Below are 19,489 nucleotides of genomic sequence, written 5' to 3'. Positions count from 1 at the left end.
CGAATGACTGAATTGAACAACTCCGAACTCATCCGCCTGTCCGCGGCACAGTTGGCCGCCAAGCTGGCCGCGCGGGAGGTCACGTCCGTCGAGGTCACTCAGGCGTACCTGGACCGCATTGCCGACGTTGACGGGCAAGTCAACGCATTCCTGCACGTCAACGCCGAAGAAGCGCTCGCCGTCGCAGCCGAAGTGGACGCGATCCGCGCCGCCGGCGGCGCCGAAGCCGAAGCGCTGCACGAGCTCGCCGGCGTACCCATCGCCGTCAAGGACCTCATCGTCACCATTGGCCAGCCCACCACGGCCGGTTCCAAGATCCTCGAGGGCTGGCACAGTCCCTATGACGCCACCGTCATCAAGAAGCTGCGCGCCGCGAAGATGCCCATCCTGGGCAAGACCAACCTGGACGAATTCGCCATGGGTTCCTCCACGGAACACTCGGCGTACGGTCCCACCCGCAACCCGTGGGACCTGGACCGCATTCCCGGCGGCTCGGGCGGTGGCTCCGCGGCCGCCGTCGCCGCTTTCGAAGCTCCGCTTGCCCTCGGCACGGACACCGGCGGATCCATCCGCCAGCCCGGCGCTGTCACCGGCACGGTTGGCATGAAGCCCACCTATGGTGCCGTTTCCCGCTACGGTGCCATTGCCATGGCGTCCTCGCTGGACCAGATCGGCCCTGTTTCACGGACCGTGCTGGACTCGGCCCTGCTGCAGGAAGTCATCGGCGGTCACGACCCCTTCGACTCCACCTCGCTGACGGACCCCTTCGATACCCTCGTTGCCGCTGCCAAGACGGGAAACGTCACGGGCATGAAGATCGGCATCATTAAGGAACTCCACGGCGAGGGCTACCAGGCCGGCGTCGAGAACCGTTTCAACGAGTCCCTTCAGCTGCTCAAGGAGGCCGGCGCGGAAATCGTCGAGGTTTCCTGCCCCAACTTCAAGTACGCGCTGGGCGCCTACTACCTGATCATGCCGTCCGAGGTTTCCAGCAACCTGGCCAAGTTCGACGGCGTGCGCTACGGCATGCGTGTCCTGCCCGAGGAAGGCCCCATGACGATCGAACGCGTCATGGCAGCTACCCGCGCCGCCGGTTTCGGCGATGAGGTCAAGCGCCGCATCATCCTGGGCACCTACGCCCTGAGCGCCGGCTACTACGACGCCTACTACGGTTCGGCGCAGAAGGTCCGCACGCTCATCCAGCGTGATTTCGACGCCGCGTTCGCGCAGGCCGATGTCCTGATTTCGCCGACGGCTCCCACTACAGCCTTCAAGCTGGGGGAGAAGCTCGACGATCCGCTGGCCATGTACCTCAACGACGTCGCCACCATCCCGGCGAACATGGCCGGTATCCCCGGATTGTCCCTTCCTGGCGGCCTGGCCGACGAAGACGGCCTGCCCGTAGGCATCCAACTGCTGGCGCCTGCCCGCGAGGACGCCCGCCTGTACCGCGTGGGCGCTGTCCTTGAATCCTTGCTCGAAGAGAAGTGGGGTGGCCCGCTGTTGGCGAAGGCACCCGTTCTCGGTTCCAGCTCCACCACCGCCGGAGGTTCCAACTGATGTCTACTGACGCCATCCTCAGCTTCGAAGAGGCCATGGAGAAGTACGATCCCGTCCTTGGCTTCGAGGTCCATGTGGAGCTCAACACCAAGACCAAGATGTTCTCCTCCGCCCCGAATGTCTTCGGCGACGAGCCGAACACCAACGTCAACGAGGTTGACCTTGGCATGCCCGGCGTCCTGCCCGTGGTGAACAAGACGGCGGTAGAGTCTTCCATCAAGATCGGCCTTGCCCTGAACTGCAAGATCGCCGAGTCCTGCCGCTTCGCCCGGAAGAACTACTTCTACCCGGACACCCCGAAGAACTTCCAGACGTCCCAGTACGACGAGCCCATCGCGTACGACGGCTACCTGGACATCGAGCTCTCGGACGGCACTGTGTTCCGCGTCGAGATCGAGCGCGCGCACATGGAGGAGGACGCCGGCAAGCTGACCCACATGGGTGGCGCCACCGGTCGCATCCAGGGCGCCGACTATTCGTTGGTGGACTACAACCGTTCCGGTGTTCCGCTCGTCGAAATCGTCACCAAGCCGATCGAGGGCGCGGGTAGCCGGGCACCTGAGCTCGCCAAGGCCTACGTGGCCGCAGTACGCGAAATCGTCAAGAACCTCGGCGTTTCCGACGCCAAGATGGAACGCGGCAACGTCCGCTGCGACGCCAACGTCTCGCTGCGCCCGCACGGCCGCGAACGTTTCGGCATCCGTTCCGAAACGAAGAACGTGAACTCGCTGCGCGCCGTCGAGCACGCCGTCCGTTACGAAATCCAGCGCCACGCAGCCGTCCTGGACTCCGGCGAGCCGGTCATCCAGGAAACGCGCCACTGGCACGAGGACACGCGCACGACGACGTCGGGCCGGGCCAAGTCCGACGCCGACGACTACCGCTACTTCCCGGAGCCGGACCTCGTTCCGGTCCTGGCATCCCGCGAATGGGTCGAAGAACTCCGCGCCACGCTGCCCGAGCCGCCCGCTGCGCGCCGCAAGCGGCTCCAGGCCGACTGGGGCTATTCGGACCTCGAGTTCCGCGACGTCGTGAACGCCGGCGTCATGGACTCCATCGAGGAGACCATCGCCGCCGGTGCCAGCGCCTCCGTGGCCCGCAAGTGGTGGATGGGCGAGATCGTCGGACGCGCCAAGACAGCCGACGTCGATCCTTCCGAACTCGGCGTCACGCCGGAAACCATCGTGGAGCTCAACAAGCTCGTCGAGGGCGGCAAGATCAACAACAAGATGGCTTCCCAGGTACTCGACGGCGTCCTCGCCGGCGAGGGCACCCCGGCTGAGATCGTCGAGAAGCGCGGCCTCGCCGTCGTGTCCGACGACGGCCCCCTGCTGGAAGCGATCGACGCCGCACTGGCGGCCCAGCCCGACGTCGCGGAGAAGATCCGCAGCGGCAAGCTTCAGGCCATCGGTGCGATCGTCGGCGGAGTCATGAAGGCCACACGCGGACAGGCCGACGCCGGCCGCGTCAAGGAGCTGATCCTGGAGAGGCTCGGCGTCGAAGGCTAGGGCCCACCGCCTCACCCGCGCCTCACCCAACTAGGTCGCAGTTAACGTCGTTATGAGCCGTCAAAACGACAACAACTGCGACCTGGTTGTGTCTGGATCCACAGCCCTCACACAGCTTCAAGCGTCATTATGGAGTCATCAGTTCTTTGCTGCCCGCCCCTTACCGGCCCGGGGAGGAGCGGAGAAAGGATTCGGCCATGTCCACCATGACTCCAGGGCTTCGCAAGGCTCTTATCGCCGGCGGTATCGCCGTCGTGCTGACCGGCGGTGGTGTGGCCGCAGTCTGGGCTGCCGGCCAGATCATCCCCGCCTACGTAGTGAGCGCGACGCCGACAAGCACGGCATCGCCTGCCTCCCCGTCGCCCGGGGCTACTTCGCCCGCCACCCCTTCGCCCGCCACCCCTTCGCCCGCCACCCCGTCGCCCGGCAAGGCCCGGCCGTTCCCGGTGCTTCCACGCGGCTTCGCAGGCCCGGGGATCCACGGTGAGTTCACGGTCAAGAACAACGACGGCAGCTACACGACCGTGGTGACTCAGCGTGGCACCGTGCAGTCCGTCAGCGATTCGAGCATTTCCGTGAAGAGCGACGACGGCTTCACGCAGAGCTACACGATCACATCGTCTACCACCATCGTCAGGTTCCCTGCTGCCGGGACAGGCACGCAAGGCCGCCGTCCATCGCTTCAAACCATCAAGGCCACCGACCTGAAGGCGGGGGACATCGTCGCAGTCTCCGGTACGAAGAGCGGCAGCACGGTCACTGCCACACGCATTATCGGGGGCACCTTGCCTGCTGCGCCCAATGATGGCGGACGACGGCTTGGCTATGGGAGCGTCTCTTCCTGACCCTGCGCCCGCTCGTCTGGCTATGATGCTACTACCGCCGAACCGCGCCCAAGGGTCGGTGTCTTAGCCCAAAAGGAGACGAATGCGCCCCACGATCAAGTCCGTGGCGGCGGCAGCCGGGGTTTCGACGGCGACTGTTTCCTACGTGCTTTCAGGCAGGAGCGGCAAAGACGGCAGCAGGAGCGGGTCCGGGGTGGCCCCCGCTACCGTGCTGCGGGTTCAAGAGGCTGCCCTGGCTCTCGGATACCGCCCCAACCAATCGGCAAGGGCTATCCGCACTGGCCGAACGAACCTGCTCATGTTGTCACTGACCATGATCTCGGATCCGTGGGCACTGGATGTTAGCCGTGCCGTTGGTACGGCCGCCGCCCAACGGGGCATTACGCCTATGATCCTGGCCGACACCGACTGGCGGGTGGCACTCAAACGCCAAAACGCGGACGTGACATTCATCGACGGCGCCGAAGAGCCCGGGGATGCCGAACTGCTGGCGCAGGCGGCGAGATTGCAGCGCTTGGTGGTCTTCAGCGACACCATGGAACCTGAAGGGTTCGACGTCGTACGGCCCGTGGCCGGTTCGTCTTGCGACCGGGCGGTGGATCACCTCACGGGGCGGCACCACCGGGTGGGTTGCCTGATCTCCTCGACACATTCGACAAGCACCCTCGACATCCGCTTTGGCGCCTACACCCGCGGCCTGGCCCGGGCTGGTTTGGACTACCGGGACGACTACGTCGAGACGTATGACCGCGACGGGCTCAGCGCGTTCGACGCAGCGTTGCGGCTCCTGCAGCGGGCGGATCGTCCGACCGCGATCTATGCGACCACGGACTTCGCGGCGATAGCCGCCATCCATGCGGCCCAGCGGCTGCAACTTCGCATTCCCGGAGACGTTGAAGTGCTCGGTATCGGCAACACCACTGAAGGCGAGCGCATGACGCCGTCGTTGACCACCGTTGGTCCCGAGGGCTTTTTCGATGGCTTGGCCGCATTCCTGCTCGACCGGGCAGAGAATCCCGATGGGCCTGCCGGCATTCTGGAATTCCCCTGGAAGCTCATCGTGAGGGACTCGGCGCCCTCGGTGTGAAAGCCAGGGCCTTCGGTGTGAACCGGGGCCCTCGGGCTAAGCCCGGACTATCCACGCAGCGTGTCGAGGCACGTGCCCGATGATCACACAGTCCGCCTTTCCTGCACTTTGGTGACGTTTTCTGCCCGTAAAAGTTAAGGAAAGATCATCCGAGATCTTGCCTTTAAACGATTAACATGATGTGATCAACTGCACAACACCAGTTGGGTTGGCTGTTCGCCGAATGCGGGCCCGCCCCCCGAAGGACCGTCGGTCTTCTGACCAAGACATCGGAGAATTCTTATGAACCACAACGTGACCCGCAGGTCATTCCTTTCCTTTGCGGCTGCCGGTGCCGCCGTCGTTTCGCTCGCCGCCTGCGGCGGGAACAGTGCCGCCGGGGGTAGCGCAGCCAAGGCCGCCTACGCTGCTCCCGCAAAGGACCTGAACGCCGAGCTCAGCTACGCCATCTGGGACGCGGCACAAAAGCCCGCGATGCAGAAGATCGTGACCGAATTCAACAAGCAATACCCGAACATCAGGGTCACCATCGACGTCACGCCGTCGAAGGGTTCGGTCTACTGGACGAAGATCCAGACCCAGGCAAGCAGCAACACCCTGCCGGACGTCTTCTGGATGAATGGTCCGCACATCAAGCTTTACGCGCAAAACAACCAGCTGTTGCCCTTGGACGGACTGGTGTCCGGCAAGGCAGTGGACACGGCCAATTACCCCAAGGCGCTGGTGGATCTGTACACCGTCAACGGGGCGTTCTACGGGGTGCCCAAGGACTTCGATACCAGTGCGCTCTTCTACAACAAGGCCCTCTTCAAGGAAGCCGGGGTGTCCGAACCGACGTCCAACTGGACCTGGGACGACGTGAAATCCGCCGGCGCCAAGCTGTCCAAGTTCTACCAGGGCAAGGGCGTCTACGGATATGCCGGTGACCTCACGGGCGGCCAGACCAGCTACTACAACACGATGATCGAAGCCGGTGGGACCATCATCTCGACTGACGGCAAGAAGTCCGGATACGACTCAGCCGGCTCAATCGCCGGCCTCCAGTTCTGGCGCGACTTGATCGAATCCGGCGTATCTCCCTCGATGCAGCAATTGACGGACACCTCTTCGAGTGACATGTTCACGTCCAGGAAATTGGCTATGACCATGGACGGCTCCTGGACCGTCGGGCCGGCCCAAAAGGCCCTCGGTGACGATCTGGGCATTGTCAGCCTCCCGAAGGGGCCGAAGACCAACCAGAGCGTGATCCACGGACTTGCCAACGTGATTCCCGCCAATGCGAAGAACCCTGCCGCGGCCCAGGCGTTCGTGGCCTTCCTGGGAACCCAGGATGCTGCCAGGATCCAGGCGGGAACCGGAACCGTCATCCCGGCCTTCAACGGCACCCAGGATGCTTGGGTCAAGTCTGTTCCCTCTGTTGACCTCAACGTCTTCCTTGACCTGGCCAAGGATGCCTCGCCCTACCCGGCGTCGGCCAATACGGCAGCCTGGAACGAACTCGAGAACACCCTGCTGCCGCAGGCGTTCGCCGGGACCAAGCCGGTTGCGGACGTCGCCAAGGACCTTGCCAGCCAGATGAATGCCGCGCTGGCCAAAGAATCATGAAAGCCCAGACCCTGACGCCGGCGCCCAAAAACGGCAGTGCCAAAAGCGGCCGGGCCGTCCAACCCGCCGGGGATCGCCGCAAAGGAAAATTGAAGTCGGATGGCTGGTGGCCATGGTTGTTCGTGGTGCCTACTGTTGCGGGCATCGGCGTGTTCTATCTTTGGCCGATCGTCCAGACGTTCTACTACAGCTTCACCAAGTGGGGTGTCTTCGGCGGAACCAAGTTCATCGGCCTGGACAATTACGTGCGGATGTTCGCGGATTCCACTATTCCGCAATCAATCCTCAATACGCTGATCTATACGGTCGTCGTGCTGCTGGGGATTCCCATTGCGGTCATCCTTGCGTCGCTGATCGAGCGTCCCGGCCTGCGCTTTGCGGCCCTGTACCGGACGCTGTACTTCATTCCCTACATCACCATGCCGGCCGCCGTCGGGATCGTGTGGAGGTTGATCTACAACGGTGACTTCGGTCCCATCAACTGGTTCCTGGGCTTGTTCGGGATCCAGGGGCCTTACTGGACATCGACGCCGGGGTTTGCACTCCTTGCCGTGGCTACCGTGGGGCTTTGGATGTCGCTGGGATTCAACCTCATCATCATCAGCGCGGGACTGCGCGAGATCCCTCGGGAGCTCTTCGAAGCCGCGGAAATGGACGGGGCCAGCCGGGTCCGCCAGTTCTTCAGCATTACCGTTCCGCTGCTGACGCCCAGCATCTTCTTTGTCACGATCGTCACCGTGATCAGCGGCTTCCAGCTGTTCGATTTGCTGTACGTGATGATGGGGAAAGCGAACCTGGCCATGCCTCAGACGCAAAGCCTCGTGTATATCTTCTACAACCAGGCCTTCCTGCAGAACGACAAGGGCTATGCGGCAGCCATCGGCATCCTGATCCTGGTCATCATCGCTCTTCTGACCGCTTTCCAATTCCGTATCCAGAAGAGGTGGGTCAACTATGTCTGAATCGATGCTCTCCACAAAAAGCGGTGTCGAATCGCGACAGATCGCTTCAGCAAGGCCTTCTCACGCTGGAGGCAAACCCTCCGAACCCGCGGGCCGCGACGGCAAGGGCGCCAATCGCAAAGGCGCCAGAGGCGGCAAACAAGGCTCGAACGTCCTGGCACACTGTGTACTGAGCATCGGCGGGTTGGCCATGATCTCGCCTCTCCTGTACCAGATCGTGATGTCGCTTTCGACGAACGCCGAAGTCCAAAGCACGCCACCCACCCTGTGGCCCAGCGTCGTCCAATGGCATAACTTCGCGGACGTCTTCACCTCCATGAATTTCGGTTCACAGCTCTGGGTGACGGTAGCAATCACTGTGATCAGGGTGATCGGCCAGGTGCTCCTCTGCTCTTTGGCGGGTTACGCCTTCGCTCGGATGCAGTTCCGGTTCAAGGGGCTCATCCTGGCCATAGTCTTGTCGATCATCATGGTGCCGTCGCAGTTGTTCCTGATCCCGCAGTACCAGATCATCCAGAACCTGGGGTGGCTGAACAGCATCGCCGGCATCGTGGCTCCGGGCATCTTCAGCGCCTTCGGCCTGTTCCTGATGCGCCAGTTCTTCATGGGGCTCCCGGACGAACTCGAAGACGCAGCACGGCTCGACGGTGCCAATCCGTTCCAGATCTTCTTCCGGGTCATGCTGCCCCTCGCGGCAAACGGCTTGTGGGCCCTGGTCATCATTACCGTGCTGTGGTCCTGGAATGACCTCTTGTGGCCTTTGGTGGTGACGTCGACGGCGAACGCCGCACCGTTGAGCGTCGGGCTTTCGAATCTCCAGGGTGAGCACGCCAACAATTACCCGATCCTCATGGCGGCATCGCTCATGGCCATGGCGCCGATCCTGATCATGTTCCTGCTCATGCAGAAGCGTGTGATGGCAGGCATCGGCCGCTCCGGACTCAAGTAAAAACCAAGTGGGCACCCACGTAGAGACTCACGTAGGAAAGGATCGCAGCCCTTGACGGAACAGAACCCGGTCCAGCTGGACGGCTGGTCATTCGTGCTGGTGGACTCCTTGGAAAAGGTCTACCCGGACGCTCCACCACGGCCGTTCGACAGGACCATCCCGATGTCCGTTTTCCCCGGCGAGACTGCGTCGATCCAGGTGGCACTCCGGCCGCCCATGAAACACGATTTTCGGCTGTCAGGGGCGTTGGAAGTTGCAATCGATGGTCCGGCGGCAGGAATTGCCACCATTTCGCAGGTTGAACTGGTGCCGTGTTCATTGGCGGCATTCCCGCAGCATGACGCTGGCTATGACCGGGACACTCCCGGTTTGTATCCCGACCTTTTGCGACCCACCCCGGATGGTCTGATCAAGCCCCTCTACGGGCAGTGGACCGCCGCATGGATCGACTTCGTGGTGCCATCCGCGGTGAATGCGGGCGATCACGAATTCGGGATCTCGGTACGCGACGTGGAGGGCCGCCTGCTTTTTAGCACCCACATCGGCGTCACGGTGGTGCCCGCGCAAGCCCCGCAACTGGAGATCGTGAACGCACACTGGTTCCACTGCGACGGCTTGGCGAGCCATTACGGCGTCGGCGTCTTCAGCGAAGAGCATTGGTCGATCATCGATGCCTTCATCGGGTCCGCGGCAAGGATGGGAGCCAACTCGCTGCTGACGCCCACGTGGACTCCTCCGCTGGACACAGTCGTCGGGGGAACCCGGCTGCCCACCCAACTGATCGGGATCCGCGAAGATTCCGGCTACCGCTTTGATTTCAGCAAGCTGCTGCGATGGGTGGACCTTTGTGCCAAACATGGCATCCAGTACCTGGAAATTGCCCACCTGTTCACGCAATGGGGGGCCAAGGCGACGCCGGCGATCTATGTCGAGACTGCCCACGGAATGGAGCGGCGCTTTGGCTGGGACGTGCCGTCGACGTCGCCGTCTTACCGGGAGCTGATGGCCGGGCTGCTGCCTGCCCTGCGTTCCTTCCTGGCAGAGCACTGGTCTCTTGACCGGGTCATTTTCCACATTTCCGATGAACCAGCAGGTGCGCAAGCCCTGTCGGGATACCAAGAGGCAAAGGACGTTGTCGCGGATCTCCTGGACGGGCTGACGGTGGTTGACGCCCTGAGCGACTTTGAGTTCTACAGTAGCGGCGCAGTGCCGAATCCCGTGGTGGCAAGCGATGCCGTGGCACCGTTCCTGGCGGCGGGCGTGAAGGATCTGTGGGTCTATTACTGCGTTGCGCAGGACAGCGGCGTTGCCAACCGGTTCATTTCCATGCCTTCCGTGCGAAACCGGGTGTTGGGCCACCAGCTCTTCGCCCTGGCATGTGCGGGCTTCCTGCATTGGGGATTTAACTTCTACAACACGGCCCACTCGCTGGCGCCGATCGACCCGTTCAAGGACACCTGTGCCGGAGGAGCTTTCCCGGGCGGCGACGCCTTCATGGTCTATCCGGGACCGGATGGAGTGCCGTGGGAGTCGATCCGTTACAAGGTGTTCGCCCAGGCCATGTGGGACCACCGGGCACTCTCTCTCCTGGCAGAGCTGGCCGGTCGCGAGGAGGCGCTGGCGCTCATCGATACGGATGGCTCGGGCGGGAGCCTCGCCATGGACAGCTTCAGCTACGACCCCCTCCATTACCGAAGGGTTCGCGAGCTGGTCAACCAAGGAATCGCGCAGCGCGTGGGTCAAACAACCCCGTGACGCCGGCGCATCAACTTATCTAGTTAGGAAAGTACTTATGGACCTCAAAGTAGGCATCGTCGGATTCGGCTTGCGGTCGTCGCTGTGGCGCCACGCGCACAAGCCCGGCCACGGTTCGGAAGTCACCGTCGTGTGCGATCTGGGCGAGCGCGGCAGGGTGGACGCGGCCGAGAAGATCCCGACGGCGGTAATCACCGACGATCTGGACGTCCTGTTGGCCTCCGGCCTGGACGCGGTCCTGGTCCTGACTCCCGACAACCAGCACGCCGCCGTCGCCGTCCGGACGCTCAAAGCCGGCATTCCCACTTTCTGCGAGAAACCGCTTGATGTCACGTTGGAGGCAGCCGACCTTATCCTCCAGACGGCCTTCGACACCGGAACGCGACTCTATGTGGGCCACAACATGCGGCACATGCCGGTGGTGGTGCAGATGCGCGACATCATCCAGGCCGGGACCATCGGTGACGTCAAGGCAGTCTGGTGCCGGCACTTCGTGGGAAACGGCGGGGACTACTATTTCAAGGACTGGCATGCCCAGCGCGCGAACACCACAGGGCTGCTGCTGCAAAAGGGCGCGCACGACATCGACGTCATCCACTGGCTCGCCGGGGGATACAGCACCAAGGTGCAGGCGATCGGCGAGTTGGCCGTTTACGGGGACGTCGCTTCCCGCCGGGACAACACGGCACGCCGGATGGGTGATTGGTTCTCCGTGGCCAATTGGCCCCCCACCGAACAGACGGACCTCGCCGAGACGATCGACGTCGAGGACATCTCGATGATGAACATGGTCCTGGGCAACGGCGTACTCGCCTCGTACCAGCAGTGCCATTTCACCCCGGACTATTGGCGGAACTACACGGTGATCGGCACCAAGGGCAGGATCGAGAACTTCGGTGACGGAGCCGGCGACCAGATCTATGTATGGACCACCCGGACAACCTCCGGTTTCGCCGAGCCCGACCAGAAGGTCTTGGTCCGCGACGGAGAAGGCGGCCATGGCGGTGCGGACCCCTTGCTCATAGCTGAGTTCCTGCGCTTCGCCAGGGATGGCGGAACCACTGCGACTTCGCCGATCGCAGCCCGGGAGGCCGTGGCGGCGGGCGTGCTCGCCACCGAGTCCCTCCGCGGCGACGGTTGCGCGAAGCGGGTTCCGGCCCTGCCCGAAGGGCTCGTGGAGTACTTCAACGCGGGCCAGTCGGCCCGGGTACGGGAACTCTAGCGTCGCGAGCCCCCAACTGGTCCCCACCGCCACCCTCGCCTCGCAAGCTCGGCCAGGGAACCCTGGCGGCGTGGGCCCTCCCAGTCGTTTTGGGGCCTCATAACCGCAACAAATGCGAGTCAGTTGGGCTGGGAGGCGCCAGGTGAGGTACCCCCGGCGAGTTCGGTCATGACGGTCTGCAGCGCTTCGCAGACCGTCATGACCGATTTCCGTTTCAGGGTTTCCGGCCTCGCGAGGATGTCGATCTTGCGCACGGAATTCACCCCCGCGAGCGGACGCAGCACCACGCCGGCGTCCAGTACCCGCTGGGCCGTGAACCGCGGGAGCAGACCAATCGCGCCACCGTCCGCCACGAGCGAGGCCACGGTGGAGTAGTCGTTGATGCGGTGCAGGACATCCGCCGGACGCCCACTGACGGCGACGACGGCGGCCAGCACGTCCGCGGGGGAGTAGCCGGCGCGGCTGGTCACCCAGGGCTGCCCGACGACGTCGGCCGGCCTGAGTTCGCGGCGCGCCGCGAGCGGGTGTCCGGCAGGCAACGCGACGTCGAGCGGCTCGTCGGCGAGCGGGATCACGGCGACTTTGTCGGTGGGCCACCCGGGGCTGTGCTCCATCCGGTGCGCCAGCACAAGGTCATATCGGGCGGCCAGGCCCGGAAAGTCTTCCTGGGCAACGTCTTCGTCGGCGAGCTTCACGCGCGGAACGCTGCCTTCCGGACCCGCATTGCGCGCGGTGGTCAGCAAGGCCGCGAGCGGAGCGAACAAAGCCTGTCCTGCACTGTGGAATGCGCTCACGGTCACGGTGGAGCCCGGCGAGTCGTGGTACGCGCCGATGGCTGCCCGGGCGTCGGCCATGGCGCTCACGACGGCGGCTCCGGCGTCGGCCAGGACCCGGCCCGCATCGGTGAGCACCAGGGCCCGGCCCTCCTTGCGGGTCAAGGGCACGTCCACCGACTTCTGCAGGAGCGCGAGCTGCTGGGAGACGGCCGAGGGAGTGACCATGAGCGTCTCGGCCACGGCCTTGACACTGCCGAGATCTCCTAGTTCCCTGAGCATTTGGAGCTGATGTACTTCCATTTAGCAAATGCTAAATCGTTGATTGAGAAAAACCTAGTTGTGCTAAACCGTCCGTGGGGTTTCAATGAAGTGAAACGGCACACAAACGGCCCAATCCCTTGAGTTAGGAAGACCCATGAAGGCTCTCTACAAGTCCGGTCCCCACGCTGGTTTTGAACTCGTCGAACGGCCCGAGCCGGAGGCAGGTCCCAGCGACGTCAAGATCCGCGTCATGACCACCGGTATCTGCGGAACGGACCTGCACATCCAGTCCTGGGACGCGTGGGCGCAGGGCATCATCGAGACTCCGTTGATCGCGGGGCACGAGTTCTACGGCGAAGTTGTCTCCGTCGGAGAGGACGTCCGGGACGTCAAGGTCGGTGACCGTGTGTCCGGTGAAGGCCACGTGGTCTGCGGCATCTGCCGCAATTGCCGTGCAGGCCGCCGCCAGATGTGCATCCACACGGTGTCCGTGGGCGTGCAGCGCGACGGCGCCTTCGCAGAATATGTTGTCATCCCGGAGACCAACGTCTGGGTCCACCAGGATCCTTCGATCACTCCTGAGCTCGGCGCCATCTTCGACCCCTTCGGCAATGCCGTCCACACCGCCCTGAGCTTCCCCCTCGTCGGTGAGGACGTCCTCATCACAGGTGCCGGACCCATCGGACTCATGGCAATCGCCGTCGCGCGCCACGCCGGTGCCCGCAAGATCGCCATCACGGACGTCTCCGCTCCCCGCCTCGAACTCGCCCGGAAGATGGGCGTGGACCTCGCCGTCGATGTGTCGAAGATGCGTGTCAAGGATGCCCAGCTCGAGCTCGGCATGCGCGAAGGATTCGACATCGGCCTGGAAATGTCCGGACATCCCACGGCACTGCCTGAGATGATCAACAACATGAACCACGGCGGACGCATCGCCATGCTTGGCTTGCCCAGCCAGTCCATTGACATCGACTGGGGCAAAGTGGTCACCCACATGCTGACCCTCAAGGGCATCTACGGCCGCGAGATGTACGAAACCTGGTACGCCATGAGCGCCATGCTGTCCTCCAACCCCGTACTGCACAGCCACATTTCCGCCGTCGTCACGGACAAGCTGTCCGCCACCGACTGGGAAAAGGGCTTTGAAATCGCCCGCGCCGGCACGGGCGGCAAGGTCGTCCTCGACTGGACCGAAATCTAAGACACCGTAAAGTCCTCCCCAAGACCCCAGTACCAGAGACCCCAGTACCAGGAGCCACCATGTACTCAAGCATCAAAGACCAGTTGCAGGGCGAACTTGATGAGATCCGCACCGCGGGCCTCTTCAAGACCGAACGCCACATTGACTCGCCGCAGGCCAGCCACATCTCCGCAGGCCAGCTCGGCCAGCCGGCGAACACTGTCCTGAACTTCTGCGCGAACAACTACCTTGGCCTCGCAGACCACCCGGACATCATCGCCGCCGCCAAGTCCGCTATGGACGAGCGCGGCTTCGGCATGGCATCCGTCCGCTTCATCTGCGGCACCCAGGACCTGCACCTCGAACTCGAGGCGCGCGTCTCACAGTTCCTCGGAACCGAAGACACCATCCTCTTCTCCAGCTGCTTCGACGCCAACGGAGGCGTTTTCGAGTCCCTGTTCGGGGCCGAGGACGCCATCATCTCCGATTCCCTGAACCACGCCTCCATCATCGACGGCATCCGGCTCAGCAAGGCCAAGCGCTTCCGCTACGCCAACCAGGACATGGCTGACCTCGAAGCCAAGCTCATCGAGGCCTCAACCAGCGAGACCCCGGCCCGCCGCAAGATCATCGTGACGGACGGCGTCTTCTCCATGGACGGCTACCTTGCTCCGCTCGAGGCCATTTGCGATCTCGCGGAAAAGCACGACGCGCTGGTCATGGTGGACGATTCCCACGCCGTAGGCTTCATGGGAGCAACCGGTGCCGGAACCCCGGAACACGCGGGCGTTTCCGACAGGATCGACATCTACACCGGCACGTTCGGCAAGGCCCTTGGCGGTGCTTCGGGCGGCTACGTCTCCGGCCGCAGCGAAATCGTCGCCATGCTGCGCCAGAAGGCCCGCCCGTACCTTTTCTCCAACTCCCTCGCCCCGGCAATCGTCGCAGCCACCATCAAGGCCATTGAACTGGTCCAGGGTTCGGGCGAGCTCCGCTCCAGGCTCTTCGAGAACGCCGCCTTGTTCCGCCGCCGCATGAGCGGGGAAGGCTTCGAACTGCTCGACGGCGAGCACGCCATCATTCCGGTGATGTTCGGCGACGCCGTGGCGGCCGCGAAGGTCGCCGACGAGATGCTCCACCACGGAGTGTTCGTCACGGCGTTCAGCTACCCCGTGGTGCCCAAGGGAGCTGCCCGGATCCGCGTGCAGCTCTCGGCCGCACACAGCTCCGAGGACGTCGAGGCGTGTGTCGAGGCCTTCGTGAAGAGCCGCGCAGCCGCGGGGCTCTGAGTTCCCATGATCCTCACCATCCTGGGCGGCGGGGGATTCCGGGTACCCCTGGTCTATTCAGCACTGCTGTCTGACCACGGGCCCGGCCGGGTCACCGAACTAAGGCTGTTCGACGCCGACCCCGCGCGCCTGGGCGTGGTGGCCAGGGTCCTGGCCGACATGGCCCAGGGGGTGCCTGACGCGCCCGCAGTGGGGATGTTCACGGAGCTGTCCGAAGCCTTGCCCGGCACGGACTTCATCTTCTCCGCCATCCGCGTGGGCGGACTCGACGGGCGCGCCGCCGATGAACGTATTGCCCTGGAGCATGGGGTCATAGGGCAGGAGACCGTTGGCGCCGGCGGGATTTCCTATGCCCTGCGGACCATTCCCGTGGTTCTGGACATCGCCGAGGCCGTGAAGAAACATGCTCCGGACGCCTGGTTCATCAACTTCACCAACCCGGCCGGGGTCATCACCGAGGTCATGACGCGGGTCCTCGGCAACAAGGTGGTGGGGATCTGCGATTCGCCGGTGGGACTGGCCAGGCGATGCCTGCTCGCAGCCGGAGTCCAGCGCGGCGAGGCAGCCTTTCGGGACGGTTCCGTGCAGATCGACTACATCGGCCTGAACCACCTGGGCTGGCTGCGCGGGCTGGTAGTCGACGGTGAAGATGTCCTGCCGCGGCTCCTCGCCGACGACAGCGCCATCGAATCGTTTGAAGAGGGCCGGCTTTTCGGCGCTTCGTGGATCAAAGCCTTGGGCGCGGTTCCCAACGAGTATCTGCATTACTACTACTTCAGGCGGGAAGCGCTCGACGCCGACCGGCGCGCCGAAACCACCCGCGGCGCCTACTTGGCGCGGCAGCAGTCGTCCTTCTACAGCGGGCTAGCGGAAGCGAACGACGGCGGTTTGGGGCCCGCCGAGGGGGTCCCGTCGTCGAAATCGGCCCTCAGGCTCTGGGAAAAGACCAAGCTCGATCGCGAAGAGACGTACATGCAAAGCAACAGGGACGCCGCCGGTACGTTCGAACGCGACGCCGAGGACCTGGTATCCGGCGGTTACGAGGCCGTAGCCTTGGCGATCATGCGTGCCATCAGCCAGGGCGAAACGGCCCGACTGATCCTGAACCTCCCCAATAACGGCACCCTGGCAGAACTCGACGCCGACGCCGTCATCGAGGCGCCCTGCCTCGTGGACGCAGGCGGAGCCCGCTTGCTCCCGGCCAAGGCTCTTCCGGACTACGCGCGCGGGCTCGTCGTCAACGCCAAAGCGGTGGAACGCGCCACCATCGACGCTGCGCTCACGGGTTCCAGGCGGTCCGCCTACAAGGCGATGGCCATGAACCCGCTCGTGGACTCGGTCAGGGTTGCAGAAGCGCTCCTGGACGACTACATCAGTCATTTCAAGGAGCTCCAATACCTGCGCTGAACCCCTTCGCCTAAGCCCTGTCCCGCAGAGGATCGGAGGCCTAGTATCTGCAGCATGGACAAAGATGCAGCACAACGTGTAACCGAGGTGTTGGATTCGCAGCAATGCTGGAATCTCCTGAGGGGCGTGTCTGTCGGCAGGCTGGCCGTGTGGCTCGGAGACCACCCTGACATTTTTCCGATCAACTACACCGTGGACCAGGGGACGGTTGTCTTCAGGACGGGAGCGGGCACAAAGCTCGCCGCGGCTCTGGGCGAGTTCCCGGTGGCCATGGAGGTGGACGGAGTCGACCCGAACACCGGAGTCGCGTGGAGCGTTGTGCTCCATGGCAAAGCGGCGCCCGTCAAACAGCTCGACGACGTCATCAACTCGTTCTCGCTGCCCCTGTTTCCTTGGGAATCCGGCAAGAAGGACCATTTCGTGCGGGTTCCCGCGGATTCGATCTCCGGGCGACGCTTCACAGTCACGGAACCGCTCACGTGGTGGACCCCCTACAGCGGCATCAAGCCGTCCGCTCTGGAATAGGCCCGCTGGGACGGGCGCGGCGAGTCCCGAGCCGGCCCCTCGCATCTGGGCGTATGCGCTGACAGGATGGGGGGATGGCTGCGAATTATGATGTGGTAATTGTCGGTGGAGGGATCGCCGGGTTGTCGCTGGCTTCAGCGCTGGCCGGCCGGTGTTCGGTGGCACTCGTGGAAGCCGAACAGACACTGGCCTACCACACGTCCTCCCGCTCAGCCCGGCAGCTGATCCCAAGCTACGGACCCGCCGTCGTACAGGAACTCACCGTCCGCACGCTGGAGCTGATGGCAGCCCGCGATGCAGCATTGCCGGTACCGGTGCTGGAACCGCGCTCGTTCATGTTGGTGGGCGACGAAGCCACCGTCAAGGCAGAAGCCAGCGGGCACATGCACCCCATCACGCACGCCGAAGCCCTTGAGCTGTGCCCGGCGCTGAATCCCGGAGCCTTCACGGCCGCAGGCCTGGACGCGGGGTCGTTCGCCTGTAATGCGCCGGTGCTGCTGGAAGACCACCGCCAACGCGCCGAGGCCGGGGGAGTGGATATCATCACCGGCGCCCGGGTCCATTCTGCCCAACGGCTCGGTTCCGGCTGGCAATTGGGCGCCGGGCTGGAAGGTTTCCAGTCCGCCGTCGTCGTCAATGCGGCAGGTGCCTGGGCGGACGAACTCGCGGTCCTCAGCGGGGTGGAAAAGCTGGGCTTGCAGCCGTTCCGGCGCACGGCGGCAATCGTCGACGTCGAACGCCCGCTTGCGCCAGGCACCCCGATGGTCGCGGCGGCGGATGATTCCTACTACTTCCGGCGCGAGGGGGAGCAAGTGCTCATTTCGCCATCGGAGACGGTGCCGAGCGGGCCTGAAGACGCACAGCCGCGGCCCGGCGACGTGGAAGAGCTCGTGGCCCGGCTGAATTCAATCACGTCGCTGGGCATCCGCTCCGTGGCAAAGGCATGGACGGGCTTGCGCACTGAAGCTGCCGACGGGGTTCCGGTGGTGGGGTTCGACGCCGAGGCTCCCGGTTTCTTCTGGCTTGCGGGCCAAGGCGGTTACGGTTTCCAGACGTCCTCGGCAATCGCCGAGCTCGCCGCCGCGGAGATCCTGGGATCGGCGAGTGTTGCCTCCGCGCCGGGCATCAGTCCGGCATCCCGGACACCGAGGGAGCTCGCGGCGGCCCGTTGGTCCATCCGCCGATGAACAATAGGTTCATGAGCGGGCAGACGAGCACACTGATCAGCAACATCGGCGAACTGATGACCCAGGACGCGGAGCATCGCGTTCTCAAGGACGCCGCCGTGGTGATCGAAGGGGAGCGGATTTCCTGGATCGGTCCGGCGTCGGAGGCTCCCGCGGCTGATGAGCACGTGGACGCGGAAGGCCGCGCGGTGCTCCCGGGCTGGGTGGACTCGCACTCGCACCTGATTTTCGCCGGCGACCGCACGGCCGAATTCGAGGCCAGGATGGCCGGCCAGAGCTACAGCGCCGGCGGGATTGCTGTCACCACGGGCGCCACGCGCGCCGCGAGCGACGAGGAACTGACCCGCCTCGCTGCCGGGCGCGTGGCCGAAGCCGTCTCCCAAGGCACCACCTATCTCGAGAGCAAGACCGGCTACGGACTGGACCTGGAGAACGAGGCACGCAGTGCACGCATCGCGGCAGCGACCGTGGATGAAGTCACCTTCCTCGGCGCGCACTTGGTTCCGGCCGGAGCCGACGCCGAGGCATACACGGACCTCGTCTGCGGTCCGATGCTCGACGCCGTTCGCCCGTTCGTCAAGTGGGCCGACGTTTTCTGCGAGCGCGGCGCTTTCACCGAAGAACAGTCGCGTCGCGTCCTGACCGCTTGCCGCGATGCGGGCCTGGGCCTGCGTGTCCACGGCAACCAATTGGGTGAAGGCCCCGGCGTGCAGTTGGCCGTGGAGTTCGGTGCGGCCAGCGTTGACCATGTCAATTACCTTTCAGCGGCCGACATCGAGGCGCTCGCCGGAACCTGGAGCGGCTGGGATGCCTCCACCGGAACGGGCGCGCGGGGCACGGTGGCCACGTGCCTGCCCGCTTGCGATCTTTCCACCCGCCAGCCGCTTGCCCCGGGCCGTGCGTTGATCGACGCGGGGGTGCAGATTGCCTTGGCCGCGAACTGCAACCCCGGCACCTCCTACACGAGCTCCATCGCCTTCTGCGTCACTACTGCGGTGTTGCAGATGCACCTGAGCGTCCACGAGGCCGTCCGGGCGGCCACGTATGGCGGTGCGCTGGCGCTGGGCAGGGAGTCGGGGAACGACGTCGACGGCGAACGGGCGGTGGGTTCGATCGCCGTCGGGCACCGCGCCGACCTCCACATGCTCAAGGCGCCGTCGGCGACGCACCTCGCGTACCGGCCGGGTATTCCGCTGACTTTCGCGGTGTGGCGGGCAGGCGTGCGGGCGGTCTAACGGCGCTCTCGAGTCAACAAGGCAGGGCCTCTCCAGATGGAGGGGCCCTGCTTTTGCTTTGGGCGGCCTGGGCCCGTCACGATCCTTGTGCGATTGAATATGATCGTTTAGTGTTTATATGGATCATAAAACGTCA

At 64.2% G+C, this 19,489-nt stretch carries 16 protein-coding genes; 15 read left to right on the top strand and 1 reads right to left on the bottom strand.

All coding sequences use genetic code 11. The annotated features are described in order from the left end of the window. The first annotated feature begins 3 nt into the window (after window positions 1-3). From gatA to AC4CS3_RS03695, 9 genes are all read left to right on the top strand, one after another. Window positions 4-1,560: an Asp-tRNA(Asn)/Glu-tRNA(Gln) amidotransferase subunit GatA gene (gene gatA, locus AC4CS3_RS03735; protein ID WP_490782256.1), complete on the top strand. Its 1,557-nt coding sequence runs from the start codon at window positions 4-6 to the stop codon at window positions 1,558-1,560. Next, complete coding sequence (gene gatB / locus AC4CS3_RS03730; protein WP_490782255.1) at window positions 1,560-3,068, top strand: Asp-tRNA(Asn)/Glu-tRNA(Gln) amidotransferase subunit GatB; 1,509 nt, start codon at window positions 1,560-1,562, stop codon at window positions 3,066-3,068. The genes gatA and gatB overlap by 1 nt, the downstream gene beginning before the upstream one ends. A gap of 197 nt (window positions 3,069-3,265) precedes the next feature. After that, window positions 3,266-3,913, top strand: coding sequence for a DUF5666 domain-containing protein (locus AC4CS3_RS03725; RefSeq protein WP_490782254.1), 648 nt, complete (start codon window positions 3,266-3,268; stop codon window positions 3,911-3,913). Between the two features lie 82 nt (window positions 3,914-3,995). Further along, a complete protein-coding gene (locus AC4CS3_RS03720; protein ID WP_490782253.1) occupies window positions 3,996-5,000 on the top strand; it encodes a LacI family DNA-binding transcriptional regulator in 1,005 nt (334 codons plus the stop codon). A gap of 282 nt (window positions 5,001-5,282) precedes the next feature. Next, window positions 5,283-6,605: an extracellular solute-binding protein gene (locus tag AC4CS3_RS03715; RefSeq protein ID WP_490782252.1), complete on the top strand. Its 1,323-nt coding sequence runs from the start codon at window positions 5,283-5,285 to the stop codon at window positions 6,603-6,605. After that, window positions 6,602-7,567: a carbohydrate ABC transporter permease gene (locus AC4CS3_RS03710; protein ID WP_490782251.1), complete on the top strand. Its 966-nt coding sequence runs from the start codon at window positions 6,602-6,604 to the stop codon at window positions 7,565-7,567. Before AC4CS3_RS03715 ends, AC4CS3_RS03710 begins: the two co-directional genes overlap by 4 nt. Then, entirely contained in the window at window positions 7,560-8,516 is a 957-nt protein-coding gene (locus AC4CS3_RS03705; protein ID WP_490782250.1) for a carbohydrate ABC transporter permease, read from the top strand. The genes AC4CS3_RS03710 and AC4CS3_RS03705 overlap by 8 nt, the downstream gene beginning before the upstream one ends. A 51-nt stretch (window positions 8,517-8,567) precedes the next feature. Continuing rightward, entirely contained in the window at window positions 8,568-10,271 is a 1,704-nt protein-coding gene (locus AC4CS3_RS03700) for a DUF4091 domain-containing protein (protein ID WP_490782249.1), read from the top strand. A gap of 37 nt (window positions 10,272-10,308) precedes the next feature. Beyond that, window positions 10,309-11,493, top strand: a complete 1,185-nt coding sequence (locus tag AC4CS3_RS03695; RefSeq protein WP_490782248.1) for a Gfo/Idh/MocA family protein — start codon at window positions 10,309-10,311, stop codon at window positions 11,491-11,493. 119 nt (window positions 11,494-11,612) lie between these two features. Here the strand turns inward: AC4CS3_RS03695 and AC4CS3_RS03690 are convergent, their stop codons facing one another. Next, a complete protein-coding gene (locus AC4CS3_RS03690; protein ID WP_490782247.1) occupies window positions 11,613-12,569 on the bottom strand; it encodes a LysR family transcriptional regulator in 957 nt (318 codons plus the stop codon). Window positions 12,570-12,684: 115 nt separating this feature from the next. Here AC4CS3_RS03690 and tdh point away from each other — a divergent pair, with 115 nt between their 5' ends. The 6 genes from tdh (at window position 12,685) to hutI (ending at window position 19,353) form a co-directional block, all read left to right on the top strand. Then, window positions 12,685-13,731: an L-threonine 3-dehydrogenase gene (tdh, locus tag AC4CS3_RS03685; RefSeq protein WP_441414578.1), complete on the top strand. Its 1,047-nt coding sequence runs from the start codon at window positions 12,685-12,687 to the stop codon at window positions 13,729-13,731. 59 nt (window positions 13,732-13,790) lie between these two features. Beyond that, on the top strand, window positions 13,791-14,999 hold the full coding sequence (locus AC4CS3_RS03680) for a glycine C-acetyltransferase (protein WP_490782246.1): 1,209 nt from the start codon (window positions 13,791-13,793) through the stop codon (window positions 14,997-14,999). A 6-nt stretch (window positions 15,000-15,005) separates the two neighbouring features. Further along, a complete protein-coding gene (locus AC4CS3_RS03675) occupies window positions 15,006-16,406 on the top strand; it encodes a 6-phospho-beta-glucosidase (RefSeq protein WP_490782245.1) in 1,401 nt (466 codons plus the stop codon). 54 nt (window positions 16,407-16,460) lie between these two features. Next, complete coding sequence (locus tag AC4CS3_RS03670) at window positions 16,461-16,931, top strand: pyridoxamine 5'-phosphate oxidase family protein (protein ID WP_437773009.1); 471 nt, start codon at window positions 16,461-16,463, stop codon at window positions 16,929-16,931. Window positions 16,932-17,005: 74 nt separating this feature from the next. Further along, a complete protein-coding gene (locus AC4CS3_RS03665; RefSeq protein ID WP_490782244.1) occupies window positions 17,006-18,118 on the top strand; it encodes an NAD(P)/FAD-dependent oxidoreductase in 1,113 nt (370 codons plus the stop codon). A gap of 11 nt (window positions 18,119-18,129) precedes the next feature. Beyond that, window positions 18,130-19,353, top strand: a complete 1,224-nt coding sequence (hutI, locus tag AC4CS3_RS03660) for an imidazolonepropionase (protein WP_490782243.1) — start codon at window positions 18,130-18,132, stop codon at window positions 19,351-19,353. Window positions 19,354-19,489 lie beyond the last annotated feature (136 nt).

It is taken from the genome of Arthrobacter sp. SE2 (assembly GCF_058244265.1).
The sequence above is the reverse complement of the archived record's forward strand: the minus strand, read 5'-3'. Positions and strand labels throughout refer to the sequence as shown.

What these genes read in the sequence shown, in the direction of transcription:
- gatA (WP_490782256.1), top strand. Translation starts at nt 4, where the DNA reads ATGACTGAATTGAACAACTCCGAACTCATCCGCCTGTCCGCGGCACAG.
- gatB (WP_490782255.1), top strand. Translation starts at nt 1,560, where the DNA reads ATGTCTACTGACGCCATCCTCAGCTTCGAAGAGGCCATGGAGAAGTAC.
- AC4CS3_RS03725 (WP_490782254.1), top strand. Translation starts at nt 3,266, where the DNA reads ATGTCCACCATGACTCCAGGGCTTCGCAAGGCTCTTATCGCCGGCGGT.
- AC4CS3_RS03720 (WP_490782253.1), top strand. Translation starts at nt 3,996, where the DNA reads ATGCGCCCCACGATCAAGTCCGTGGCGGCGGCAGCCGGGGTTTCGACG.
- AC4CS3_RS03715 (WP_490782252.1), top strand. Translation starts at nt 5,283, where the DNA reads ATGAACCACAACGTGACCCGCAGGTCATTCCTTTCCTTTGCGGCTGCC.
- AC4CS3_RS03710 (WP_490782251.1), top strand. Translation starts at nt 6,602, where the DNA reads ATGAAAGCCCAGACCCTGACGCCGGCGCCCAAAAACGGCAGTGCCAAA.
- AC4CS3_RS03705 (WP_490782250.1), top strand. Translation starts at nt 7,560, where the DNA reads ATGTCTGAATCGATGCTCTCCACAAAAAGCGGTGTCGAATCGCGACAG.
- AC4CS3_RS03695 (WP_490782248.1), top strand. Translation starts at nt 10,309, where the DNA reads ATGGACCTCAAAGTAGGCATCGTCGGATTCGGCTTGCGGTCGTCGCTG.
- AC4CS3_RS03690 (WP_490782247.1), bottom strand. Translation starts at nt 12,569, where the DNA reads ATGGAAGTACATCAGCTCCAAATGCTCAGGGAACTAGGAGATCTCGGC.
- tdh (WP_441414578.1), top strand. Translation starts at nt 12,685, where the DNA reads ATGAAGGCTCTCTACAAGTCCGGTCCCCACGCTGGTTTTGAACTCGTC.
- AC4CS3_RS03680 (WP_490782246.1), top strand. Translation starts at nt 13,791, where the DNA reads ATGTACTCAAGCATCAAAGACCAGTTGCAGGGCGAACTTGATGAGATC.
- AC4CS3_RS03675 (WP_490782245.1), top strand. Translation starts at nt 15,006, where the DNA reads ATGATCCTCACCATCCTGGGCGGCGGGGGATTCCGGGTACCCCTGGTC.
- AC4CS3_RS03670 (WP_437773009.1), top strand. Translation starts at nt 16,461, where the DNA reads ATGGACAAAGATGCAGCACAACGTGTAACCGAGGTGTTGGATTCGCAG.
- AC4CS3_RS03665 (WP_490782244.1), top strand. Translation starts at nt 17,006, where the DNA reads ATGGCTGCGAATTATGATGTGGTAATTGTCGGTGGAGGGATCGCCGGG.
- hutI (WP_490782243.1), top strand. Translation starts at nt 18,130, where the DNA reads ATGAGCGGGCAGACGAGCACACTGATCAGCAACATCGGCGAACTGATG.